Source organism: Janthinobacterium sp. 13 (genome assembly GCF_002749695.1).
In the GTDB taxonomy this organism is placed as follows: domain Bacteria; phylum Pseudomonadota; class Gammaproteobacteria; order Burkholderiales; family Burkholderiaceae_D; genus Janthinobacterium; species Janthinobacterium kumbetense.
Genome location: NZ_PEEQ01000001.1, coordinates 38258 through 60185 on the forward strand (window position 1 = coordinate 38258; position 21928 = coordinate 60185).

Annotated in this window: 21 protein-coding genes; 7 read left to right on the forward strand and 14 right to left on the reverse strand. The window is 59.8% G+C overall.

What is annotated here, in order from left to right; genetic code table 11:
* Window positions 1-222: 222 nt before the first annotated feature.
* From CLU94_RS00165 to CLU94_RS00190, 6 genes are read right to left on the reverse strand one after another with little or no spacing between them, the layout of a single operon-like run.
* Entirely contained in the window at window positions 223-1587 is a 1365-nt protein-coding gene (locus tag CLU94_RS00165) for a toxin-antitoxin system YwqK family antitoxin (protein ID WP_099664112.1), read from the reverse strand.
* A gap of 11 nt (window positions 1588-1598) precedes the next feature.
* Window positions 1599-2852 carry a toxin-antitoxin system YwqK family antitoxin gene (locus tag CLU94_RS00170; RefSeq protein ID WP_099664113.1) on the reverse strand — a complete coding sequence of 418 codons (1254 nt, stop codon included), beginning with the start codon at window positions 2850-2852 and terminating at the stop codon, window positions 1599-1601.
* Window positions 2837-4183, reverse strand: a complete 1347-nt coding sequence (locus CLU94_RS00175; RefSeq protein ID WP_099664114.1) for a toxin-antitoxin system YwqK family antitoxin — start codon at window positions 4181-4183, stop codon at window positions 2837-2839. Before CLU94_RS00175 ends, CLU94_RS00170 begins: the two co-directional genes overlap by 16 nt.
* A gap of 9 nt (window positions 4184-4192) precedes the next feature.
* Window positions 4193-6559 (reverse strand): hypothetical protein, encoded by a 2367-nt coding sequence (locus CLU94_RS00180; RefSeq protein ID WP_143451314.1) that lies wholly within the window; start codon window positions 6557-6559, stop codon window positions 4193-4195.
* The gene (locus CLU94_RS00185) at window positions 6556-7314 is read right to left on the reverse strand and encodes a PP2C family serine/threonine-protein phosphatase (RefSeq protein WP_099664116.1); all 759 of its coding nucleotides are present in this window, start codon (window positions 7312-7314) and stop codon (window positions 6556-6558) included. Before CLU94_RS00185 ends, CLU94_RS00180 begins: the two co-directional genes overlap by 4 nt.
* A gap of 14 nt (window positions 7315-7328) precedes the next feature.
* Window positions 7329-8012 (reverse strand): vWA domain-containing protein, encoded by a 684-nt coding sequence (locus tag CLU94_RS00190; protein WP_099664117.1) that lies wholly within the window; start codon window positions 8010-8012, stop codon window positions 7329-7331.
* 227 nt (window positions 8013-8239) lie between these two features.
* Here CLU94_RS00190 and CLU94_RS00195 point away from each other — a divergent pair, with 227 nt between their 5' ends.
* Complete coding sequence (locus CLU94_RS00195) at window positions 8240-8722, forward strand: hypothetical protein (RefSeq protein WP_099664118.1); 483 nt, start codon at window positions 8240-8242, stop codon at window positions 8720-8722.
* A gap of 5 nt (window positions 8723-8727) precedes the next feature.
* Here CLU94_RS00195 and CLU94_RS00200 read toward each other — a convergent pair whose 3' ends face one another.
* The 3 genes from CLU94_RS00200 to CLU94_RS00210 all read right to left on the reverse strand — a co-directional run bounded on the left by CLU94_RS00200 (window position 8728) and on the right by CLU94_RS00210 (window position 10340).
* On the reverse strand, window positions 8728-9225 hold the full coding sequence (locus CLU94_RS00200; RefSeq protein WP_099664119.1) for a DUF3304 domain-containing protein: 498 nt from the start codon (window positions 9223-9225) through the stop codon (window positions 8728-8730).
* 68 nt (window positions 9226-9293) lie between these two features.
* A complete protein-coding gene (locus CLU94_RS00205; RefSeq protein WP_099664120.1) occupies window positions 9294-9797 on the reverse strand; it encodes a DUF3304 domain-containing protein in 504 nt (167 codons plus the stop codon).
* A gap of 69 nt (window positions 9798-9866) precedes the next feature.
* Window positions 9867-10340, reverse strand: a complete 474-nt coding sequence (locus CLU94_RS00210; protein ID WP_099664121.1) for a hypothetical protein — start codon at window positions 10338-10340, stop codon at window positions 9867-9869.
* Between the two features lie 290 nt (window positions 10341-10630).
* On the opposite strand from CLU94_RS00210, the gene CLU94_RS00215 reads away from it, so the two are divergent.
* From CLU94_RS00215 to CLU94_RS00230, 4 genes are all read left to right on the forward strand, one after another.
* The gene (locus tag CLU94_RS00215; protein ID WP_099664122.1) at window positions 10631-11365 is read left to right on the forward strand and encodes a helix-turn-helix transcriptional regulator; all 735 of its coding nucleotides are present in this window, start codon (window positions 10631-10633) and stop codon (window positions 11363-11365) included.
* A 187-nt stretch (window positions 11366-11552) separates the two neighbouring features.
* Window positions 11553-12002 carry a hypothetical protein gene (locus tag CLU94_RS00220; protein ID WP_143451315.1) on the forward strand — a complete coding sequence of 150 codons (450 nt, stop codon included), beginning with the start codon at window positions 11553-11555 and terminating at the stop codon, window positions 12000-12002.
* A gap of 26 nt (window positions 12003-12028) precedes the next feature.
* Window positions 12029-12421 carry a hypothetical protein gene (locus tag CLU94_RS00225; RefSeq protein ID WP_099664124.1) on the forward strand — a complete coding sequence of 131 codons (393 nt, stop codon included), beginning with the start codon at window positions 12029-12031 and terminating at the stop codon, window positions 12419-12421.
* Window positions 12422-12484: 63 nt separating this feature from the next.
* Window positions 12485-13012, forward strand: a complete 528-nt coding sequence (locus CLU94_RS00230) for a hypothetical protein (RefSeq protein WP_099664125.1) — start codon at window positions 12485-12487, stop codon at window positions 13010-13012.
* A gap of 31 nt (window positions 13013-13043) precedes the next feature.
* On the opposite strand, the gene CLU94_RS00235 is transcribed toward CLU94_RS00230, so the two are convergent.
* The gene (locus tag CLU94_RS00235) at window positions 13044-13499 is read right to left on the reverse strand and encodes a tellurite resistance TerB family protein (RefSeq protein ID WP_099664126.1); all 456 of its coding nucleotides are present in this window, start codon (window positions 13497-13499) and stop codon (window positions 13044-13046) included.
* Window positions 13500-13768: 269 nt separating this feature from the next.
* Between CLU94_RS00235 and CLU94_RS00240 the strand changes: the two genes are divergently transcribed.
* A complete protein-coding gene (locus CLU94_RS00240) occupies window positions 13769-14260 on the forward strand; it encodes a lipid II flippase Amj family protein (RefSeq protein ID WP_257218610.1) in 492 nt (163 codons plus the stop codon).
* Window positions 14224-14367 carry a lipid II flippase Amj family protein gene (locus tag CLU94_RS28890; protein ID WP_257218611.1) on the forward strand — a complete coding sequence of 48 codons (144 nt, stop codon included), beginning with the start codon at window positions 14224-14226 and terminating at the stop codon, window positions 14365-14367. Before CLU94_RS00240 ends, CLU94_RS28890 begins: the two co-directional genes overlap by 37 nt.
* 64 nt (window positions 14368-14431) lie before the next feature.
* Here CLU94_RS28890 and CLU94_RS00245 read toward each other — a convergent pair whose 3' ends face one another.
* The 4 genes from CLU94_RS00245 to CLU94_RS00260 all read right to left on the reverse strand — a co-directional run bounded on the left by CLU94_RS00245 (window position 14432) and on the right by CLU94_RS00260 (window position 21778).
* Entirely contained in the window at window positions 14432-15160 is a 729-nt protein-coding gene (locus tag CLU94_RS00245; RefSeq protein ID WP_257218612.1) for a RelA/SpoT domain-containing protein, read from the reverse strand.
* 4 nt (window positions 15161-15164) lie between these two features.
* Window positions 15165-16271 carry a ParA family protein gene (locus CLU94_RS00250; protein ID WP_099664127.1) on the reverse strand — a complete coding sequence of 369 codons (1107 nt, stop codon included), beginning with the start codon at window positions 16269-16271 and terminating at the stop codon, window positions 15165-15167.
* A gap of 211 nt (window positions 16272-16482) precedes the next feature.
* Entirely contained in the window at window positions 16483-20520 is a 4038-nt protein-coding gene (gene purL / locus CLU94_RS00255) for a phosphoribosylformylglycinamidine synthase (protein WP_099664128.1), read from the reverse strand.
* 193 nt (window positions 20521-20713) lie between these two features.
* Window positions 20714-21778, reverse strand: a complete 1065-nt coding sequence (locus CLU94_RS00260; protein ID WP_099664129.1) for a GGDEF domain-containing protein — start codon at window positions 21776-21778, stop codon at window positions 20714-20716.
* Between the last annotated feature and the right edge of the window lie 150 nt (window positions 21779-21928).

The following is a 21928-nucleotide window of genomic DNA, read 5'->3' on the forward strand; positions in this document are numbered from 1 at the left end:
ATAGTGGCGTGTCGTAGCGCCCGCAAAAAAGATTGCCGTTTCCTTGAGGCTATATTTTTTGGTATGGTGACTATAGGCCAATTCTCATAGGTAAAAAATAAAGTATTTCTTTCCAATACAAATAGAGGAAATTGACTGATTTTCTGTAGTAAATATGCAACCATCTAGATAAATTCGGTATTTATCAAACTGCCGCAGCACCGTTGGAATACACGTCAAATATCAATCCTCCGGCATCTCAAACTCAATCCCATCCTCCGTGTACGACATCTTGGCCGACTCGCCCGTGCATGCGCCCTGCGGCTCGTCCGCCACATAGCGGCACTCGCTTTCCACGCTGCCATCTTCCCGCCAGTGCCGGGTCCAGCCCTGGCGTTCGCCATCCACGTATTCGATCAGCTGCCTCGGCTTGCCATCGGCATACCAGGAACGCAAGGCGCCCTCCTCGCGGCCGCCCGCGTTCCACTGTTTGTGCACGATCAATATGCCGGTCCGGCTGAAGCGTTGTTCGCTGCGCAACACAAAGTGATCGGTGTGCGTGCGCTTGCTGGCGACTTTGCCGTCCGGGTAATATTCGACGCTCTCGCCGACAGGCTTGCCGTCCACGTAGTTGGCAGTACGCTGCACCTTGCCATCCGGAAAATATCCGGTGCTGGGTCCCGTCATGACGCCGTTGTCATGCTGGCTGCGGCTTTCCACGGCGCCGTCCGGATAGAACCGCAGCAATTCGCCATCCGTCCGGCCCTTGACCTGGGTCGTGCGCGTTTTCAGCTTGCCGTCCTCGTCGAACGTTTCCATCACACCATCGGCGCGGGCGCCGTTGCGGAAGGTGCGCGACGCGATCTGCTTGCCATTCTGGTGAAAAGTCTGTTCCTCCCCGTCCTGCACGCCATTGCGCCACGTAATACGCATGGAAACCTTGCCTTCCGGGTAATACAGAGTCTGCACACCCTCCTGCACGCCGCGCCCATCCCGCTCCATCTGCATCTCGACTTGTCCGTGCGGGTAATACATGCTGTAGTTGCCCACCAGCTTGCCGCGCAGGTAATCGGGAGCGTTGACATGGCCAATCAGCCGCTTCGGTTCGCCTTCGCGCACATGATAGATCGCGACTTGCCAGGTGCCGGGCGTCTTGCCGGGCGGCAGCGGCAGGACCAGCGCATAGCGCGCCTCTTCCATCACCTCGCCGCGCGACAGCTTGTGGTTCAGGTAGAGCCGCGCCTTGCCGTCCGCACAGTGCGCATCGCAGCCGCGCAGCATGTGGATGACGGGAATGGCCTCGACCTTGGTCCGCTCGGGCGCCGGGCAGGCGCGCAGGCGCACGAGCAAGGGGTTCCTGTCGCGTATCATGTTGGCCAGCTCGGCCTTCATGACGCCATACTGCTCCTCGTTCAGTCCGACCGACGCCGCATCCATGCGCAGCTGCCTGCCGCCGCAGCCCGTGTCCTCGTCCACGGTCAGGATATCGCCGCCGCCGGGCGCGGCCGTGATCGCCGTGACCACTTGCCGCTGCACGATCTCGGCATGGGCCAGCGCCGGCAACAGCAGCATGGCGCCAAGCAGGCGTTTCAATTCAGTGCGCGCCATGCTTGCTCCTTTCATAATGTTTCCGGAGATGGCTGCGCCACTCCGCATTCGCCCTGGGCCTTGCCGGCCACGTACAGGCATTCGCTTTTCACGCTGCCATCGTCATGCCATGCGCGGATCGTCCCCTGCAGGCGCTCCTGTGGATCCCACGCTTCTTCAAGGATCAGCACGCCCTGCTCATTGAAGCTGCGGGCGCTGCGCCGCTTGCCGTTATCGCCGTATGTGAGCTTGCTGGCCAGTTTTCCATTCGGGTGATATTCGAGAGCATCGCCGGTGGCCTTATCATTGACTCGCGTGACCGTGCTGCGTACGCTGCCATCGGGATAGTATTCGGCGCACAGGCCGTTGAGCATGCCATCGCCGGCCTGCGCTCGGCTGGCAACCTTGCCATCAGGGAAAAAGGTAATGATTTCACCGTCCAGCTTGCCGTTCCGCAAGGTTTGGCGCGCAACCAGATTGCCATCCTCGTCAAACGCCTCGAACGGCCCGTCGACCTGCATGCCGTCGCGGTAGGTGAACGCTTCCAAAAGCTTCCCTGTAGCATGAAACGTTTCATGCACGCCCTCTTGCAGACCGTGACGCCATGCACCGCGTGTTTCCGGGAGACCATCGGGATAGAAGCTGCTGCTCAAGCCATCCTTGCGGCCCTGCGCATCCAGTCCCACCTGCTTTTCGATCTTGCCATCGTCGTAATAAGCGGTATAGCCGCCCACCGGCTTGCCCGACACAAAATCGGCGGCATCGAACTGGGCCGACATGCGCGGTTTCTTCTCATCCACTGCGTGAACAATCTCCACCTGCCACGCACCGGGTAATTTTCCTGGCGGCAAGGGCAACACCAGCATATAAGGTGCCAGCCGTTTTTCTTGCGGGACCAGATGTTCATCCAGGTACAGGCGCGCCTTGCCGTCGGCGCAAGCGCCGGGCTGGCAAGCCGCCAGCTTGCGCACCAGCGGAAGGGCCGCGTCGCCCGTCGCGCCCACCACCGGGCACCGGGCCAATGTGACGAGCATCGGCGTCTTGTCGCGGATACGCCTGGCCAGCGTGGCCCTCAACGCCGCATACGCATCCCCCTTTGCCAGCTCCCCTTCCTCCATGCGCAGCTGCCTGCCCCCGCAGCCCGTGTCCTCGTCCACGGTCAGGATATCGCCGCCGCCGGGTGCGGCCGTGATCGCCGTGACCACTTGCCGCTGCACGATTTCCGCGTGGACCAGCGCCGGCAACAGCAGCATGGCGCCAAACAAATGTTTCAAAGTGCGCGCCATGCCTGCTCCTTGCGCTGCAGTTCCGGCGCCGGCGGCGCTTCCCCGCATGCGCCCTGGGCCTTGCCGGCCACATACTGGCATTCATTCTTCAGGCTGCCGTCCTCGCGCCAGTTGCGGCTCCAGCCGTCGCGCCGGTCGTTTACGTACTCGATGGCTTGCTCGGGCTTGCCATTTTCATACCACGAGCGCGACGTGCCCTGCTCGCGCAATTGCGCATCCCACCGTCTTTCCAGCACCAGCACGCCCTGGGGGCTGTAGCGCCGGACGCTCAGCAGTCCGCCTTCGTCGCCATATTGCTGGCGGGATTGCACCTTGCCGTCGGGATAGAACTCCAGCGCCTCCCCTACGGGCAAATCGTTGACCTGCGTCATGGTGGCGCGCACGGCGCCATCGGGATAGTATTCCGCGCTGCGGCCATTGAACTTGCCCTTGCTCACTTGCGTGCGGCCGGCTACTTTTCCATCCGGGAAATACGAGAGCAGTTCGCCTTCCATGCGGCCATCGCGCAGCACGTAACTGGTGCTCAGCTTGCCATTCGCGTCAAACGTCTGCACGGGGCCGTCCACGCGCTGTCCCTTGCGGTACACGCTGGCCTCGCGCAGCTGGCCCGTGGCGTGATATTGCTGGTGCGTGCCCTCCGGCAAACCATGGCGCCAGTTGCCACGCGATTCCAGGCTGCCATCCGCACGATACAGGCTGGTGACGCCATCCTGCCGTCCCTGCCCATCCTGCGCCACCTGTTTCTCGATCTTTCCATCCGGGTAATACGTGACATAGCCGCCCACCAGCTCGCCCTGCGCATAGTCGGCGCGGTTGACCTGGCCCGACAGGCGCAGCTTGCCGCCCGCCACGCTGACAATCTCCACCTTCCACGTGCCCGGCAGCTTGCCTTTCGGCAAGGGCAACAGCAGCACGTTCGGCGCGTTTTCCTGCTCGACGGGATAGAAACGCTCGTGCAGGTACAGTCGCGCCCGGCCATCGGCGCAGGCGGCTGGCGTGCAGGCGGCGATCTGGCGCACAATGGGCACGCTCGCATCCTCCGGGCATTTTTTCACGGTGACGAGCATGGGCGTCCTGGCGCGCATGCGTTCAGCAAGCTGGACTTTCAGCGCCTCGTACGGCGCCTCGTCGAGGTTCACCGAGCGCGCATCCATGCGTATCTGCTTGCCGCCGCAGGCCGTCGTGCCGGCAATAGTGAACACATCGCCGCCTTCGCTATCCGGCTCGCTGGCCATCGCCGTCACCACCAGGCGCTGCACGATTTCCGCCTGCGCCATGGCTGAATACAGCAAGGAAGCGCCCAGCACGGCGCATATCGTCTTGATTTTCATGCTATTCCTTTAATTTTCCGCCGTGACGGCGACACCGCCCGGCACGAAGCTGACCCGGCCATCGCGGTAACGCACCAGCACCACCACCTTGGCATCCATCAATTGACCGTGCTGCACGGCCGGCAGATAGGTCCAGCGCTGCACGCTATCAAGCAGCGCCTTGTTGAGCATGGGCTCCATCGGCAATTCCGCTGTCGCAAGCGTCAGGCTGCCGTCGGCGGCAATCGACAGGATCAAGCGGTTTTCGCCCGTCGCGTGCTTTGCATCGAGCACGCCGTAATCGACCGTCGTCATCGTCTCGCGCTGCACGCCGCCAACCTGGTCCCGCAGGGGCGGCATGGCCTGGAGTTTTTGCGCCAGCAGCGCGCCATCGGCCAGCGTCTTGTCCCAGCGCTTCTGGTAGGCGCCCGGTTGGGCCAGGCGCAACACCCTGGCGGTCAGGTCCATGCGCTGCATGGTGCGCGCGACGCCATTGTCGGCCGGCTCGCCCGGGTCGGCCGGCAAGGCGTTCTGCACGGCATAACGGTAAGCCGTCAGCCGCGCCAGCGCCACCAGATTGACGGCATCGCGCTCGTCGCCGCCGCGCAGCTGTGCAGCAGCCGCGATGCCCAGCCAGGCCGTGCCATCGGTCGGCCGCGCCCACACGGCTTGCTCGAAGTACTGGCGCGCCGCCTGCGGTTCGTTCACGCTCAGGTGCATGCGGCCCATGGCCGCCGCCACCAGATGGTCGCGCGGGTTCGCTTGCAGCAGATCAAGATAACTGGCGACCAGCGCCGGCTGATAGCCGGGCACCCAGCCCAGGCCTTCCAGCAACGAGGCGCGCAGCTGCGCCTGCGTGCGGTCGCCGCCGTAGCCGGACTGCTTTTCTTCGCCGGCCCGGTACAGCAGTTGCAAGCCGCGCGTGACGGCGTCATCGTCGCCCTTGGTGACGGCTTGCGACAGGCTGCGCACGGCCTTGCGCGCATCGGACGGCTGGAAACCTGCCGCCTTGCGCGGGCGCCAGCGAAATACTTCCAGGCCAGCCGCCTGGTCGGCTTGCGCCTGCAAGTTGGCCTTGTCCTTGACTTCATCGGACGACGAGGTCCAGGCCGTAAAGCCGATCAGGAACAGCACGATCAAGAGCACCACCACGGCCCAGCCCTTGCCCGTGATGCCGCCGCCCGCGTTGCCCGCTGCATTGCCGGCCACATTGCCAGCCCAATTCGCAGCGGGAATGGCGACGGGCGCCTGCCCCGGCGCCGTGCGGCGCGCGCTGCGCTGCGGCGGCGGCTGTTGCAGTTGCATCTGCTGCGCCTGCACGGACGCTTGCGCGGCCGCACCGATGACCTTGTCGCGCGCGCACGCGGCGCAGCCCAGGCCTGCAAAATGCTGGTGTTCGGGATGCGCGGCACACACGACGAGCTTGCCGCCGCTGCGCTGAGCATAGCCGCGCAGCAACTGCGCCCAGTCGGCCGCCGCGGGCCGCTGGGGTGTTGGCGACTGGGAAAACGCGCGGTCGAACATGGCGCGCAATTCGGGCGGCATCAGCGCATGGCCGCTGGTGGCGTTCGGCGCCAGCTGCTTGTGGCGCTTCACCCCATACGCATAGCAACCGTCGCGGATGCGCCCGGGAATATCGGTCGCCACTTGCGCATTGCCGGGCCGCCCGCTGTACGGGTGGATGCCGAAGTTGAGCAACTGGAAGATGATGACGGCCAGGGCGAAGCGGTCTTGCGCCATTTCCGTGCCCGCCGGCATGCCCTTGCGCTGGAATTCCGGCGCCAGGTAGTCGGCAGTGAATTGCTCGGCAGGAAATCGCTCCGCATGGCCCTGGATGCTGAAACCGTCGCAATCGAGCATGGCGATGTACAGCGAATCGCGGTAGAAGCGCAAATTCACGGGTTTCAGATCGACCACGTAATGCTGCTGCTGGTGCAGCGCATCGATGACGGCGGCCAGGTTGGCGGCCAGGGTCAGCTTGGGACCGAGTCCCGTGGGCAATCCTGCCGCGCGCGCCTGGCGCTCCTGCATGATCTGTTCCAGCTCGGCCGTCTGCGCCATGTCCAGCAAGGGCATGACGAAACCGGCAAAGCCGCCCTGTCCATCGAACACGGCCGCTTGCGGCCAGGCGATCTGGACGTAGCGCTTGCCGTTTTCCACTTGATCGGGCAGCTCGGGCGACAATTCCAGCATCGCTTCGAGCTTGCGCCGGTTGGCGGCCCGGTCCAGGTGCGGGTGGTACAGCTTGGCAACCTGCGCGGGTGCGCCGGGCAGCAGGTACACGCTGCCCGCGCCGCCGCTCTTGACGAGTTTGCCCAGGATCAAACTGCGGACTTTATCCAGCCAAATTTTTCCACCCGGACTCAGGCCGGGTGTCACGCCTTGCTTCCGGCTCATGCGCGCAAGGCCAGCAGCAGGGTCTTGTCGTCGCCCGTGATCTGGTGCGTGCGCGGGTCGGCCAGGGTGGACGCCAGCGCCGCATTGCCCAGTTCGATACTTGCGACCGTGCGCAGATAGCCTTGCACGGCATCCATGAACGGCGCGTACAAGCCCCCATTGTTCTTGCTCATGGCAAAGGGCATGCAGCCGTCCGACATCAGCACCACGCCGCGCGCGGACTGGGGAATCGGCAACAGGCGCAGCTGTTCGCGCCAGCGCTCACCCGACAGAAAATAGGTTTCGTTGGCGTATTCGCCGTTGGCGGGCAACGAGATGAGTTCGCCGCCATCGCCCAGTTGCGCCACGCCCAGGCCGTCGCCCAGGTGGAAGAAGACGCCAGCATCTTGCCCCATGACCACGCCGACGACGGTGGCAGCGTAGTCGTCGAGGGTGGCATTGGCGGCGCGGGCGATGTCGTCCAGCGCGGCGCGGATCTGCGCCAGGGTGCCAGCCAGCGCGCCGTCATGCAAATCCTGCACGGTGGCGCCCTGCTCCAGCCGTCCGGCCAGCGCCTGCACGGTTTGCGTTGCAACAAACTGCGCGCCCTGCTCGCTGAGCCTGGCCGAACCGGCGCCATCGCAGACGATGGCGACCAGCACGTCATTCACGACGGCGTGCGCATGCGCATCCTGGCAAGCGATGTTTTTATCCAGGTGCGCCTTGCCCGTGACGGAGGCGCCGAACACGCGCCAGATAGTCTGTACTGCAGTCATGGATCAGCGGGCTTTCACGTATTCACGACCGACCAGCCGTCCGTCGAGGCCAGCTGGGCCTGCGCACCGGGACGCGATTGCGACACCACTTGCATGCTGGCGCTCAGCCACAGGAACAGTTCGCGGAACTGCAAGCCTTTCAACTGCTTCACGCCCCGCTCGCCACGGCTGGAGAATTCGCCCAGGGAATCGATATTCGCATGGTCGCCCACGGCGATGGGGAAGATCGCCACTTTATTCGCCTGCTCGGCCGCGCGCGCCTGTTCGGCGCCATGCTGCCAGCGGTCCGTCGGTTCGCCGTCCGACATCAAAAACAGCCACGGCCGCGTGTACGCCACGCCCGCCTGGCGGAAACGCTGCTTTTCCTGCTCGATTTCCGCCAGCGCCAGTTCCACGGCCGCGCCGGTCGGCGTGGTGCCGTTCGCTTCAAGACGAGGCGCCGTGAAATCCATGGCGTCGCACCAGTTGCTGGCGACGGCCGCTTCGTCGTGGGCGCCATATTGAATCACCAGGATGCGCACGCGCTTGGCGGCGATCACGTCGGATTTGAGTTCCTGTTCCAGCAAGGCCAGGCCTTCGTTCAGCAGCGAGACGGGTTCGCCATCCATGCTGCCGGAGCAGTCCAGCACGAGCACCAGCGGCGTGCGTTGTTCGGTATTGTCGACCAGGGCGACGTCGGGGATCATTATGGAAGTCATGTAATTTTGATAGAGTTGCGAAATAGCCTAGCCCCGAAGCTTACCCTATGGATATGTTTTCCATGCGTCCGATTGCTTGGGATTGCGCCATGCGCTATCAAAGTGCTAATTTTCAGGGATTTTTTCATCCCTCCCCCAACGCGCGCCCGGCGAACTTGCTCTGAAAGCAACAACCTCGTACACTGCGCCATTCAGGTCGCCCGGCAACGGCCATATAAGCAAACTTGATGATGATACCGATCGCCAGCCTGGAAGCGCTGGAAGAATTCCTGGGAGAAAAACTGGACCCGTACGATGCTGGGCCGCCAATCGCGCATCCAGGGTTGCGGCTGTCGCAGGTGTGCAGGCAGGTGGCGCTGGACATCCGCAACGGCAACGCCACTGCCGTGCGCGTCGCCTTCCTGATATTGACAAAAGACCCTGGCATGCCCTTTGGCAAGCTCATCAAGAGCGGTTTCGCCAGGGCGTTAAGGCAACGTGCGGATCTCCTGTCCGAGATGCAACGGCGTGGTTTGACAGCGAAAACCGTCGCGTTGCTGGAACTCGAATTCTGTCCGCGAGAAACAGAAGATTATTGCAAATTAATCAAAAAATTTGATCCAGGCGAGTTGCTCGCGAGGATAGAGGATGTCTGCGTCACGGACGCGAAATCGCGCATGCTGCTGCAAAGCCTGACAGCCGACGGTGCGCGACGTACAGCCGCAAGTTAGCAGCACTATTCCCAGATGATTTCCAAGGGCACGCCTGGCTCCAGCTCCGCCTCCTTGCCGGAAAGCGGATATTTTCGATGCCCCAGCGAGTATTTGCTCACGAAGACTTTATAGCTGCCATCGTGAAGAAAATGCACGACGAACCGGCCAGCATCGGCGGGAGCATACTTCGGCACCGGCACGGTTTGCTCCACGCGGATATCCTTGCCGTTTTTTACCGTATACATGACAACGGTCGCCTGCATCCCCGGCTTCCATGCCGCCGGTATCGAAAGGCAGCAAGTGTCTCCTCCGCCACCCTCGCCAGGAGCAAGATAACCGGCCTCCGCCGACGAACCATCGGCCAGTGTCACCATATAACTGCCGACGCCATGCTCGCCATGGTTGTAGGCCGTCAGGCTCACGGCGATTTGTCGTTCACTCCTCGCACAGCCGGCATTCAAAAGCGACAAGACCATGCACACGAAGCAGGCGGCATATTTACTTTTCAAGAAAAATATCATTTAGCCCTCAGTCCAGCCAGTTATGACAGGGAATTTCATGTGCATGCAACCTCTGCCACACAGCGTCTTCACTCCCAGATAATCTCAATGGGAACGCCGCGCTCCAATTGCGCCTCTTTCCCGGAAAGCGGGTATTTCCGATGGCCGAGCAGGTATCGGGTGACAAACACCTTGTATTTGCCGTTGCGCAGAAAATGCACGACGAACCGGCCAGCATCGGCGGGAGCATACTTCGGCACCGGCACGGTTTGTTCCACGCGGATATCCTTGCCATTCTTGATGGTATGCATGACGATATTTGCCGTCATTCCCGCTTGCCACACGCGGGGAATGGACAGGCAGCACGTCAATCCGCCGCCGCCCTGGCCCGCGTCCAGATAGCCCGCCCCCGCTGTGGCGCCGTTCTGCAAGGTCACCTCATAGCTTCCCACTCCGTGATCGGTATGGTTGTAGCCGCTCAAATTCACCGTCAGCTCCCGGCTTTCCTTGCCCTGCGCGGCATGCGGCAAGGCCGTAAACAGCCACAGGAAGCCGATCAGCAGCGCTTTCATCGAAAGAAAATTCTTGACCATGGGATACCCTCGGCAATCGCGTATGAATGACACGTCAATTCTGCATTGTTATCACGCCTCGACGATTGCCTATTTTGCCGCCTGCGCATCCCACAACGGCGTTCCCGCCTCCCAGACGGTATTCGGCAAGGCGTGCAGAGCGTCGTAAAAGGCGTCCAGCGAAGCGGGCGGATTTTTCATCAGGGTCACGAACTGCGGCTGTTCCATCGCCTTACCCGACGTGTAGAGCGCCAGCAGCACATATTGTGTCTGCCGGTCGAGGTCATCGATTCCCGCATCGAGCGCGCGCTGCTGGTATTTGGCAACAAAAGCATTGAGCACGCGCGGCGGCGTGTCATTCGTTTCATCCGTGATCACGCGCCGCAGATGGCTGACCAGGTTGGCGGTATCGGCAGGCTTGACCTTGACCTGCCGCGCACCGCTGGAGGCGGGCGGAGGCGCCTTGTCGGCAGCCTGCGCCATGGGGTTGCCACCAATAAACGCCAGCGCCGCGCACAGGGCCAGCGCCGGGAACGTCGTCGGGTAAGGCTTGCTTGGTTGCATAAGAACTTTCGCTAAGTGAATGGCATGCGACTCCCCCCCATGCCTGGAATTTATATTTTTGACAATTTTTTATTGTATCGGGGAATTTTTTATCCAGGAGCACGATTGCATCGGCGGCGCCGCATTGCGGTGGCGCCGCGTATGTACTATCTTGATAGTTGCCCAGGACAGATGGCAGCGACCCGCCCCTCCTCACAAAGGTGGGGCGGATCGCTGCGCAACACCGCCCTTACCCAGTTCCGCACCTGCACGCCTGCGGCACACTGATGTAATCAGGATTGGGGGCAAGCATGCACACAGGGACAGTCACCGCGGATGTGGGCAAACTGATCGGCGCCATGTACGACTCGGCCTGCGGCACGGGCGACTGGCCGCAGCTCGACAACGCTGGACTGAACGGCCAGCAATGGCAGGAACTCCTGCCGCATCTGCAACGCGCGCTGTGCCTGCAGCAACGCCTGCGCGAGGCGCAACTGGCCAGCCACTGCGCGCTGGCGGCGCTCGACGCCATGGGCGCGGCTGTGCTGGTGCTCGATGGCAACCTCGCCTTGCGTTTCGCCACCCCCGCCGGACACGCCCTGCATGCGGCGCAACTGGAACACGCGGCCCCGCCCGCGCTGGTGCGCGCCGTGCGCCTGGTGATCGCCAGCGCCGGTGGCGCTACGCAATGCCAGTCGCTGCGCCTGCCGCGCAAGCAGCAAGCGCCGCTGGCCCTGACCGTCACCCCGCTTGCCGATTGCCAGCCCACCTGCGCCCTGCTGATCGCGCGCGACCCCACGAAAACGTGCACCTCCGTCCCTGCCTTGCGCCAACTGTTTGACTTGACGCAAGCCGAAGCGCAAGTGGGCAAGGCGCTGGCGCAGGGGGCCACCATCGAGGAAATCGCCGCGCAGGGCGGCATCAGCGTCAACACCGTCAAGACGCATCTGCACCACACCTATTTAAAGACGGATACCCGGCGCCAGGGCGAGCTGATCGCCCTGATCCACGGTGCCACGGCGCACCTGGCCGTACTCGATGCATGAGGCCGTGTCATCCGATCGGATGATGCGCGGCGCATGTTGCCTGCCTACACTGGCAAGACCGGCAGCCCGCGCCTTGCCAGTGTGACAGCAGCGCTTGCGGACCAGCCGGTGCGGTTTCCCTGTCACCCACATCAACATCGCCGCGCCGGCAGCGGGACGGCACCACAGTTCAAGGATGGGTAAAGAAATGAAAACATGGATCTTGGCCGGCACCCTGGGCGTCTGCGCCCTGCTGGCAAATGCACAAACGCTCCCTGACAGCCAGACCGTCGTCGTTCCCGGCGGACGCCTGCACACGATCGAATTGCCGGCACACAAACATTTCATGAGTGCGGAAAGTTTTGCCCCGTTCCGCGGCGGCTATGAATTGTCGAACGGACAAGTGCTCTACCTGCGCAATGCGGGCAGCATCGGCGCCATGATGTATGCGCGCATCGATAACCAGGAAGAACACCGCATCATCGCCACCGGCAGCGACAGCTTCGTGGCGCTCGACCAGCAGCTGGCCATGCGCATCGACTTGCGCGACGACGGCAGCGTGGGCGGTGAAGTGCTGATGCGGGTACCGGCCGAAAAACTGGCCAGCGGCGAGATCGTGCCCGCCCATGTGCAAAGCATGAGCCTGGCATCGCGTTAGGGCGGCAAGCCGCATGGGTGACAGCCATGAGCAAACAGTACTCTGTGCAACAGCAAAACGCGCTGATCCAGGCCGCCATCAAGCAGACGGCGGCCTGGTGGCGTGCCCGCCCCCTGCCCGACGCCTTGCGCCAGTGCGCCGCCAGCCATGGCGTGGCGCTGGGCACGGCCCTCATGCTCGACCTGAAACTGGCCTGCCCCGGCATGCCCGCCGTGTACGGCAAGCTGCTGAGCGCCGATGGCCACTTCATTCATTTCGAGATGGACCTCGACGACGACTTGCGCCCCCTGCCCGGCAGCGTGGCGTGGGACGACATCAGCGCCGGCTACGACCTGGCCGCGCACAAACGGGGCACGGGCGTGGGATATGGTGTGCTGTGCAAGAAAGTGTTGCAGGAATTGAATCGCGGCGCATGCTAGCGGAACCGCCGTCGGCGCATGCTATGATCGGCGCCCCGTTCATGAGATAAATGGCAACGCTACATGCAGCATCCATCCGGCAACAACCCGATCCCGGCGCTGCTGCGCCGCGTCCTGCGCCTGCTGGCCTGGCCCTTGCTGGCCCTGGTCAGCGCCGCCTGCACCAGCACCACGCGCCATCCTGCCAGCGAGCCCACGCAAGTCATCCTGCGCTTTACCTTTGACGATGGCAAGCCGATGCGGCATGAAGATCACATGGTCATGGCGCGCCAGGAAACGTATACCAAGTACTGCAGCAAGATAGGCAGCACCACTGTCTGCGATGTCGGCATCGATATACTGTATGCAAGCGCCGACGCGCCGCTCGATGCCACTGGCGAAGTGCGCGTCACCCTGCGTTCGACCGGCCCCATCGGCGACCTGCCGACCGAACGCTGCATCAATGGCAAGTCCTACCTCTTTAATTCCGGCGACTGGATACGCGGTCCGTTTCACCAAGGGCAGGTGATCGAGATCCGCTACAAGATAAGTCCATTGAAGATGGCATGCCCGAGGTCGGAGAGCGCGCCGCCGTGGTGGGACAAGGATTAAGCTAGCCAGCCGGGGCCGGCTGGCTTGGCGCTTACTGCAACTCGAACTCCGCCGGAGTCAAGCCCAGCTCGCGCGCGATCTTGCTGGCCACGCGCTGCTCGTTGGCGTCGAAATTGCCGTCCGATGAAGCGACGGCGATGATCATGCGCACCAGCAGGCGCGACGCCTCCACATTCGACTTCATCTTGCCCAGCGCCTGATACGCCTTGGCTTCGCCGATATCCTTGTCGAACTCCAGCTGGCCGACATATTCCTGGAAAGCCTTGATCACGTCCGTGGTGGTAAACACGGACAGCGCGTCATTGCTTTCAATAAACTTCACCATCTTCTGCTTCTCTTCCGCACTGACGCTGCCGTCGGCCATGGCGATCAAGGCCGAGCCCGCCATCGCGGCGTTCAGGAAATCCTTGTTCTTGTACTTCAGTGCTTCGGTTTTCAGTTCGCTGGCTTTGGTCTTCAGTTTGGACAGAAAGGAATCGAAACTCATGGTGTACCTCCGGGTTGGTTGGTGCATATCGAGCGGCAAGTCTTGCCGCCACCTGGGATAGTTGAGGGTGCAAGCTTGAAATACAAGCAAGGGACGAGCAACAAGCACGCAACTGAGCGCGCCGCGTTTGCCGATCGCCATGCCTTGCCCTGAAAAACGACTGCAATCCAACACCAATTGAGCCACACGCAAAGTTAAATAATTTGCAGTTGAAAAATAAGTAACTTCATGGCAGCATGGAATTACATTTTCTTTACTGCAAGGTTGTGATGGACAAGCAATTGCTGTTGATTTGCGCACTGACGTTCATCATCCACATCATCGGCACCCTCGCCTACTCCGTGCGCATCGCCGGCATCCGCACGCGGCGCATCGCCGTGTCCCTGGCCCTGTTCAGCATCCTGATGCTGCTGTCGCGCACATCGAATTCCTTCCTGGGACCATTTCTCGCCAAGCGCGTGGAAACGGGCATAGACCAGCACGTGGCCGCCAGCACGCTATTGGTAGACTTCCGCTGGCTGCTGTTCTCCGCCAGCCTGGCAACGATACTCGGCGCGATACTGATCCCCACCTTCCAGCGCGCCTTCTGCCGCGCCGTCGAACATTTCCAGGTACACAGATCGGTACCGAAACTGCTGCTGCATGCCGTCTTCAAGGGCGGTTTGTCCTACCTCGAGACGTCATCGAAGGCAATATCGAAGAATCGCAATTCCAGGGTGCGGTGGTGTGGCTGGCGGAGAGCAGATTGGCGGGAACGCTGATTGCGCAGTTTTTGCTGGTGCCATCGGCGGCGGCGATTGTGTGGGGGGGGCGGCGAAAAGACTCTAATTTTCCTTGGACAATATTCAAGGCAGGGCCTCCAAATTAAAAATCAAGAAGTCCCGCCACATAAATATATAACGCAATTTTCGATTTGAACGACAGGGAGAGCTTTAAGCCCCTCTCTCCTCATGAATTTTAAATATAGAATCAGCCAATCTCGACCCAGTCGAAACCAATTTCGACAAAACTCTTAGCTGTTCTATATTTGCAGTTTGATCCGTTTTATTTGGGTAATTTATTGAATGATCAATTTCCCCCCAAACCTCCTCGAACAATGTCCGCACTTGCACCTCGCAACAAGTCCCATCCAGCCTATTGGCTGGCGCAATCAAAAAATGAACACTTGTATAATACGATGGCTTCACAGAAGTTTTTATTTTAAAATTCTTAAAATAATCTACCGACTCTGGATCCCAAGTATAAGCAACCGGTTTTTCCAATAATTTCCAATTCTTAGTCCTTACCTTTTCATCAATAAATTTATAAATTGAAGAAAATTGATTTTGATGCAAATGTAATATTCTAAGTCCAGCAAAGTCCGTAATTTCCGTAAGTATATTCTCTCGCGTTATCACCCTACCATCATTTCTCTTTCTGACTATTTTTTCGTACATATGTCGTTCATCTTTAATTCTACTACGAACAGAATGAATTACAGATGGCACACCAGTATTTAATTCTGGACTCGATAAAAAATCATTGAGAACTTGCTTACTGAAAAGTTCAAAAAGTATTTTCTTCTCCCGAAAAACATCAACCAATTCATTAATTTCTGGATCCAATGGAATTCGAATAGCCGGCATCTCTGGATCAATTTTATTATTAATATTTTCGGCCATTTAACTACCCAAGAAGTTTAATTCGTTGAATCAATGAATTCGAAAAATCATTATACTTTTTCTTAGTTCCCAATATATCAGGCTTTTGACCATTAATAGTATTTTGATGCTCTTTATCTATTCTATCAACATCAGGAATATTCCACATTGGCACTCTATAGTGTTGAGCGAGAGTAGGAAAGGTATTATGACTATGCATAATAGACTCACCACCAATTGGCTCAGCGAGCAATTCATCAGTTATACTTTCTCGAAGATCCTTGCCAATATATGTATGGATAATTTCAGGTATTTCCAACGCATATTTCAAATGGGCTTGGGCCAAATTCCACTTTGCACTTGGCTTGGTATATTTTCTAGCATTGTAAATCGTATAACCCAAAAATTGAACAAAGACCTTGGGGAATAATTTTCTTTTATCGCTTGATATTAATTTATATATTATTTCAAATTCATCATGCCATTTCTTCAAACTGCTACCAATATTTCTAATTCCATATAAAGAAAACATATCGGGTGCAGCAGGAACAAAGAACCCATCGACTGTTGATATGATTGTCTTGTTTAGCGCACCCAAGCTTGGCGATGTGTCAATTATTACATAATCATATTTTAACTTTTTCCCATATTCCTCTGCAATTGACCTAATTCTTGTTATAGTCCTTATTGCAAGAGCATCGCCTCGATAGGCATCGCTCCATCGCGATGAAATTTTTTCTTCAAATTCATGCAAAGATAGTCGCCCTGGTATCATATCAAGGTTTTTTGTTATTTTTAAAGGAGGAGATAACGTCTCATATTCTCCTGTTCCATCGCTAGTTGGCATCAAAAGATAATGTAAAGAACGAGGTTTATCATGAAGATTCTTAACCTTTCTGGGCGTTGTTTTCTTTCTAAACTCTTCAATTCCCATTTCTATACATTCATCCTCCTCCTCCCAAATCTTATGAATCGCTTCAACAGTCATTGAATAAATAGTTAAATTACACTGCGGATCCGCATCAATAATTAAAACTTTATTACCTAACTCGCTCAAGGAGTGAGCTAAATGATACGTTAACGTGGTTTTACCCACCCCACCTTTATTGTTAAAAACAGAGAGAATTTTCATTTTTTAAATTACAAAATAGGCACATTTGTCGAAATGAAACCATATATTAAATTCTCAAAAAAATCAAATTTATATTGAAAGTTGAATGTCAATATAGCAAAACCAAGCATTATTTGTAGAAAAATCACGTTCTATAAAAAACTCAATCACAAAAAAAAACCGACATCTAATGATGTCGGCTTCCGTCCTATCTACACAAAACACACAAAACTTACCCCACAAACTTCCGCGCATTCCTGAACATGCGCATCCACGGCGAATCCTCGCCCCATGCCTCAGGGTGATACGACTGTTGCACCGAGCGGAACACGCGCTCCGCGTGTGGCATCAGCACGGTGAAGCGGCCGTCTGGCGTGGTGACGGAGGTGATGCCTTCCGGCGAGCCGTTCGGGTTGTATGGGTACGCTTCGGTGGCGGCGCCCTTGTTGTCCACAAAACGCATGGCTTTGGTGACCTGGGTGATGTCGCCCGTTTGCGAGAAGTCGGCGTAGCCTTCGCCGTGGGCGATGGCGATGCCGGCCTGGGTGCCGGCCATGCCGTTGAAGAAGATCGATGGGGAATCCATCACTTCGACCATGGCAAAGCGGCCTTCGAATTTCTCCGACTTGTTGCGCGTGAATTTAGGCCAGGCGTGGGCGCCGGGGATGATGGATTTCAAATTGCTCATCATCTGGCAGCCGTTGCAGATACCGAGGCCGAAGCTGTCCGTGCGGTTGAAGAAGCGCGCGAACTGTTCCGCCAGGCTGGCGTTGAACAGGATGGTTTTCGCCCAGCCTTCGCCCGCGCCCAGCACGTCGCCGTACGAGAAGCCGCCCACGGCGATGACGCCCTGGAAGTCGTCCAGCTTGACGCGGCCCGCAATCAGGTCGCTCATGTGCACGTCGACGGCCGTGAAGCCTGCCTGGTGCATCACGTAGGCCGTCTCGATGTGCGAGTTGACGCCCTGCTCGCGCAGGATGGCGACGCGCGGACGCACGCCCGTGGCGATGAATGGCGCGGCGATGTTCTCGTTCTGGTCGAAGGTGACGATCGGCGACATGCCCGGATCTTGCACGTCCAGCAGGCGGTCGTATTCGGCGTCCGCGCAGGCCGGATTGTCGCGCAGGCGGGCAATGCGCCAGCTCGTTTCGCTCCACAGGCGGTGCAGTTCAGCGCGCGGCTGGGTGTAGATCAGCTTGGCGTCGCGCGTGAATTCGATCACGTCGCGGTCGTTCAATTTGCCGATGATATGGCTGCAAGCGCCCAGGTTGAAGGTGCGCAGCACGTCCATGACGAGCGATTTTTCTTCCGCGCGCACCTGGATCACGGCGCCCAGCTCTTCGCTGAACAAGGCGCGCAGGGTCAGTTCGTTGCGGCGTTCCGCCACCTGGCCCGTCCAGTTCTTGGCGTCGCCCCAGTCGCTCGAGTGCTCGCCTTCCATGGTCAGCATGTCCAGGTTGACGGACATGCCCGTGTGGCCGGCGAAGGCCATTTCCGTCAGGGTGGCGTACAGCCCGCCGTCCGAACGGTCATGGTAGGCCAGCAGCTTGTCGTCGCTATTGAGCTTTTGAATGGCCGCGAAGAAGCCTTTCAAGTCTTCCGCGCTGTCCACGTCCGGCGTTTCATTGCCCAGCTGGCCCATGACTTGCGCCAGCGCCGAGGCGCCCAGGCGGTTCTTGCCGCGGCCCAGGTCGATCAAGATCAAGGACGTGTCGCCCTTGTCCGTCTTCAGCTGCGGCGTGAGCGACTTGCGCACGTCCGTCACTGGCGCGAACGAGGAGACGATCAGCGACACGGGCGACGTGACGGATTTCGCCGCGCCCGTGCCCTCGTCTTTCCACGTCGTGCGCATCGACAGCGAATCCTTGCCGACGGGGATGCTGATGCCCAGCGCCGGGCACAGGTCCATGCCGACGGCTTTTACCGTGTCGTACAGGGCCGCGTCCTGGCCAGGCTGGCCGCAGGCGGCCATCCAGTTGGCGGACAGTTTGATGTCGGAGATGTCGCCGATGGCTGCTGCGGCGATGTTGGTGACGGCTTCGCCCACGGCCATGCGGCCCGAGGCGGCGGCGTCGATGACGGCCAGCGGCGTGCGTTCGCCCATGGCCATCGCTTCGCCCAGGTAACCTTCAAAGCTCATGGTGGTGACGGCGCAATCGGCCACCGGCACTTGCCATGGTCCCACCATCTGGTCGCGCACGGTCATGCCGCCCACGCTGCGGTCGCCGATGGTGATCAGGAAGGATTTGTCGGCCACGGTCGGCAGCAGCAGTACTTTTTGCGCTACATCAACCAGGTCCATGCCCGTCAAGTCGATGGCAGGGAAATCGTTGGCCACGTGGACCACGTCGCGCTGCATCTTTGGCGGCTTGCCCAGCAAGACGTCCATCGGCATGTCGACCGGTTCGTTACCGAGTTCCGGGTCGATCAGCTTCAATTGACGCTCTTCGGTGGCCACGCCCACGGCGGCGAACAGGCAGCGTTCGCGTTCGCACATGGCTTTGAACAGCGGCAGGCTTTCCGGCGCGATGGCCAGAACGTAGCGTTCCTGCGATTCATTGCTCCAGATTTCCTTCGGCGCCATGCCCGATTCTTCCAGCGGCACCTTGCGCAAGTCGAAAATCGCGCCGCGCTTGGCATCGTTGGTGATTTCCGGGAACGCGTTCGACAAGCCGCCCGCACCCACGTCGTGGATGGAGATGATCGGATTGTCCGCGCCCATTTGCCAGCAGGCGTTGATGACTTCCTGGGCGCGGCGTTCCATTTCCGGATTGCCGCGCTGGACGGAGTCGAAGTCCAGGTCGGCCGTGTTGCTGCCGGTGGTCATCGACGAGGCGGCGCTGCCGCCCATGCCGATGCGCATGCCCGGACCACCCAGCTGCACCAGCAGGCTGCCGACGGGGATGTCGTTCTTGTGCGTGTGCTGTGCCGAGATATTGCCGATGCCGCCAGCGATCATGATCGGCTTGTGGTAGCCGAAGACGGCGTCTTTGTCCGTGCCGACGTTCTGCTCATACGTGCGGAAGTAGCCGCCCAGGACCGGACGGCCGAATTCGTTCGAGAACGCGGCGCCGCCCAATGGGCCTTCGATCATGATTTGCAGGGGCGAAGCGATGCGTTCCGGTTTGCCGTATTGATCTGCATCAGTACGCGCGGCCAGCGGCGCCGTCACGGAAGCGGCCGTTTCCCAGCTGCGCACGGCGTCCGGCAAGGACAAGTTCGATACGGTGAAACCCGTCAAACCGGCTTTCGGCTTGGCGCCGCGGCCCGTTGCGCCTTCGTCGCGGATCTCGCCGCCCGCGCCCGTGGAGGCGCCGGGGAATGGAGAAATGGCCGTCGGGTGGTTATGCGTTTCCACCTTCATCAGGGTGTGCGTCAGTTCCGTCGACGCCGCGTATTCGTGCTTGTCGCCGCGCGGGTAGAAGCGCGAGACCGTGGCGCCTTCCATGATGGACGAGTTGTCGCTGTAGGCGACGACGGTGCCTTTCGGCTGCAATTCATGCGTGTTCTTGATCATGCCGAACAGGGACTTGGGCTGCGCCACGCCGTCGATGGTCCAGTCGGCGTTGAAGATCTTGTGGCGGCAATGCTCGCTGTTCGCCTGCGCGAACATCATCAGTTCCACGTCCGTCGGGTTGCGGCCGGCCTTGGTGAAGGCGGCGTCCAGGTAGTCGATCTCGTCTTCCGACATCGCCAGGCCCAGTTCCGTGTTCGCCGTTTCCAAAGCAAGCTTGCCCTGCCCCAGCAAGTCGATCGATTCCAATGGGCGCGCTTCCAGGGTGCGGAACAAGTCCTTGGCATCGTCCGCGCTGCGCAGCACGGATTCCGTCATGCGGTCGTGCAGCAGGTCGGCCACGGCCTGTACCTGCTCGTCCGTCAGTTTGCCGGCGCCAATGGCGCTGCCCAGGATGCCCGATTTCAGGTTGATGCGGAAAGCGATGCCGCGTTCGACGCGCTTGATGTGCGCCATGCCGCAGTTGTGCGCGATGTCGGTGGCTTTCGAAGCCCACGGCGAAATCGTGCCGAAACGGGGGATGACGAAGAATTCTTCGGCAGCGCCTTCCGTATTGTCAGCGTGGGCCGGCTCGCCATACGTCAGCAAGGCGCCAAGGCGCGTGCTGTCGTCGTTGGTGAGAGGCGCGCTGGCATCGATGAAATGGACATAGCGTGCTTGCACGGCAACAATCGCAGGCGAAACGGCTTGCAGTTGGCTTAACAGACGGTGGCTACGGAAATGGGACAGGGCATTGGAACCCGGCAGTATCAACATGATTGGAAGGTGGTTGATGCAGCGTGGCTGCGGGTTAAAGGTAGGTATGACAATATCTTTCGTACGGCAAATTTCCTTTGCGCGCATTATACCCGTTTTACCCCTGCCTTATGACCGGAACTTGGGCCTTTGCCACCCTTTTGCCCCGCACGGCGGCCATTTATGACGCGACAACAACACCGTCAGCCGACGATCAGGCGATCACGTAGCGGTTCTTGCCCTGCCGCTTGGCCAGGTACAGCGCCTCGTCGGCCAGCCGGTAGCTGTGGCCCAGCTCCTTGGCCCGGTCCAGCTCGGCCACGCCCACGCTGATCGACACAAACTGTGCCGCATGGAAAGCCTGACTGACGGCCTCGACCAAGGCGCCGGCAAAGGCGCGCGCAGCGTCGCGGTCGCCCGCGTAGACGATGCCGAACTCCTCGCCGCCCAGGCGCCCGCACAGATGGCCTTGCGCCTTGTCGGCGATGATGGCGGCCGTGCGTACCAGCACCTCGTCGCCCGCATCGTGGCCCTGCTGGTCGTTGATGATCTTGAAATCGTCGATATCGATCATCAGGAAATACAGCATGCCGCCGTGCGGCGCGCCATGCATCTGCTGGGCGCGCTGCGTGAACATGCGGCGGTTGTTGAGGCCCGTCAAGCCGTCCTGGAAGGCCAGCCGCGTCAATTCCACCTTGGAGTGATAGTTGCGCAAGCGCAATAAACTGAAGCTGACATTCAGCGCCAGCCCGAACAGCACGCTGACGGCGATCATCAGCGGCGCCCAGGATTCGTCGGGCAAGCCCGCGTTCACCGGATACAGGCCGTGGCCCACGTTCCACCACACGCCGGCCACGACGGCCAGGTAACTGAGGCCGCCATTGAAGATGGAGGCGATGGCCAGGGTCATGAAGACGCCCACGGGCAAGACCCAGAAGCTGGCGTGATGGACGGCGTCGGCCATGGTGCGCAAGCCGAAGGTCAGGGTCAGCACGGCGCAGGCACCCGTAATGGTCAGCACGGGCAAGGTGGTGCAGCGGTAGCGCACGATCAGGCTCATCAACATGCCCAGCAGCGCCAGCACGGCGTGCGGGAAGTTCGGATGATAGGGATCGGGCATCAGCAGCCAGGTCAGGCTGTAGGCGATGATGCCCAGCAGCTGCGTCACCATGCCGACCCGGTGCAATTCCGCGAAATACGTGTGCTGCTGCTCGCTGTTGCCGCCAAAAGCGAGGGGGACGGCAATGCGCCGCAGGGTACTCATGGAAGGAAGGCGCATCACGAAGGCTGGATTTTCTCTGGTAAAGGTAAAACGCCAGCGGTCACGTCACGGTGAAACTCTGCGTCTGCGCCACATCGCGCCTGCTTGCGGCTGATATATTAATACAAACAGAATACCCGCTCCCTGGCGCCTCCGCAAGACTCATGT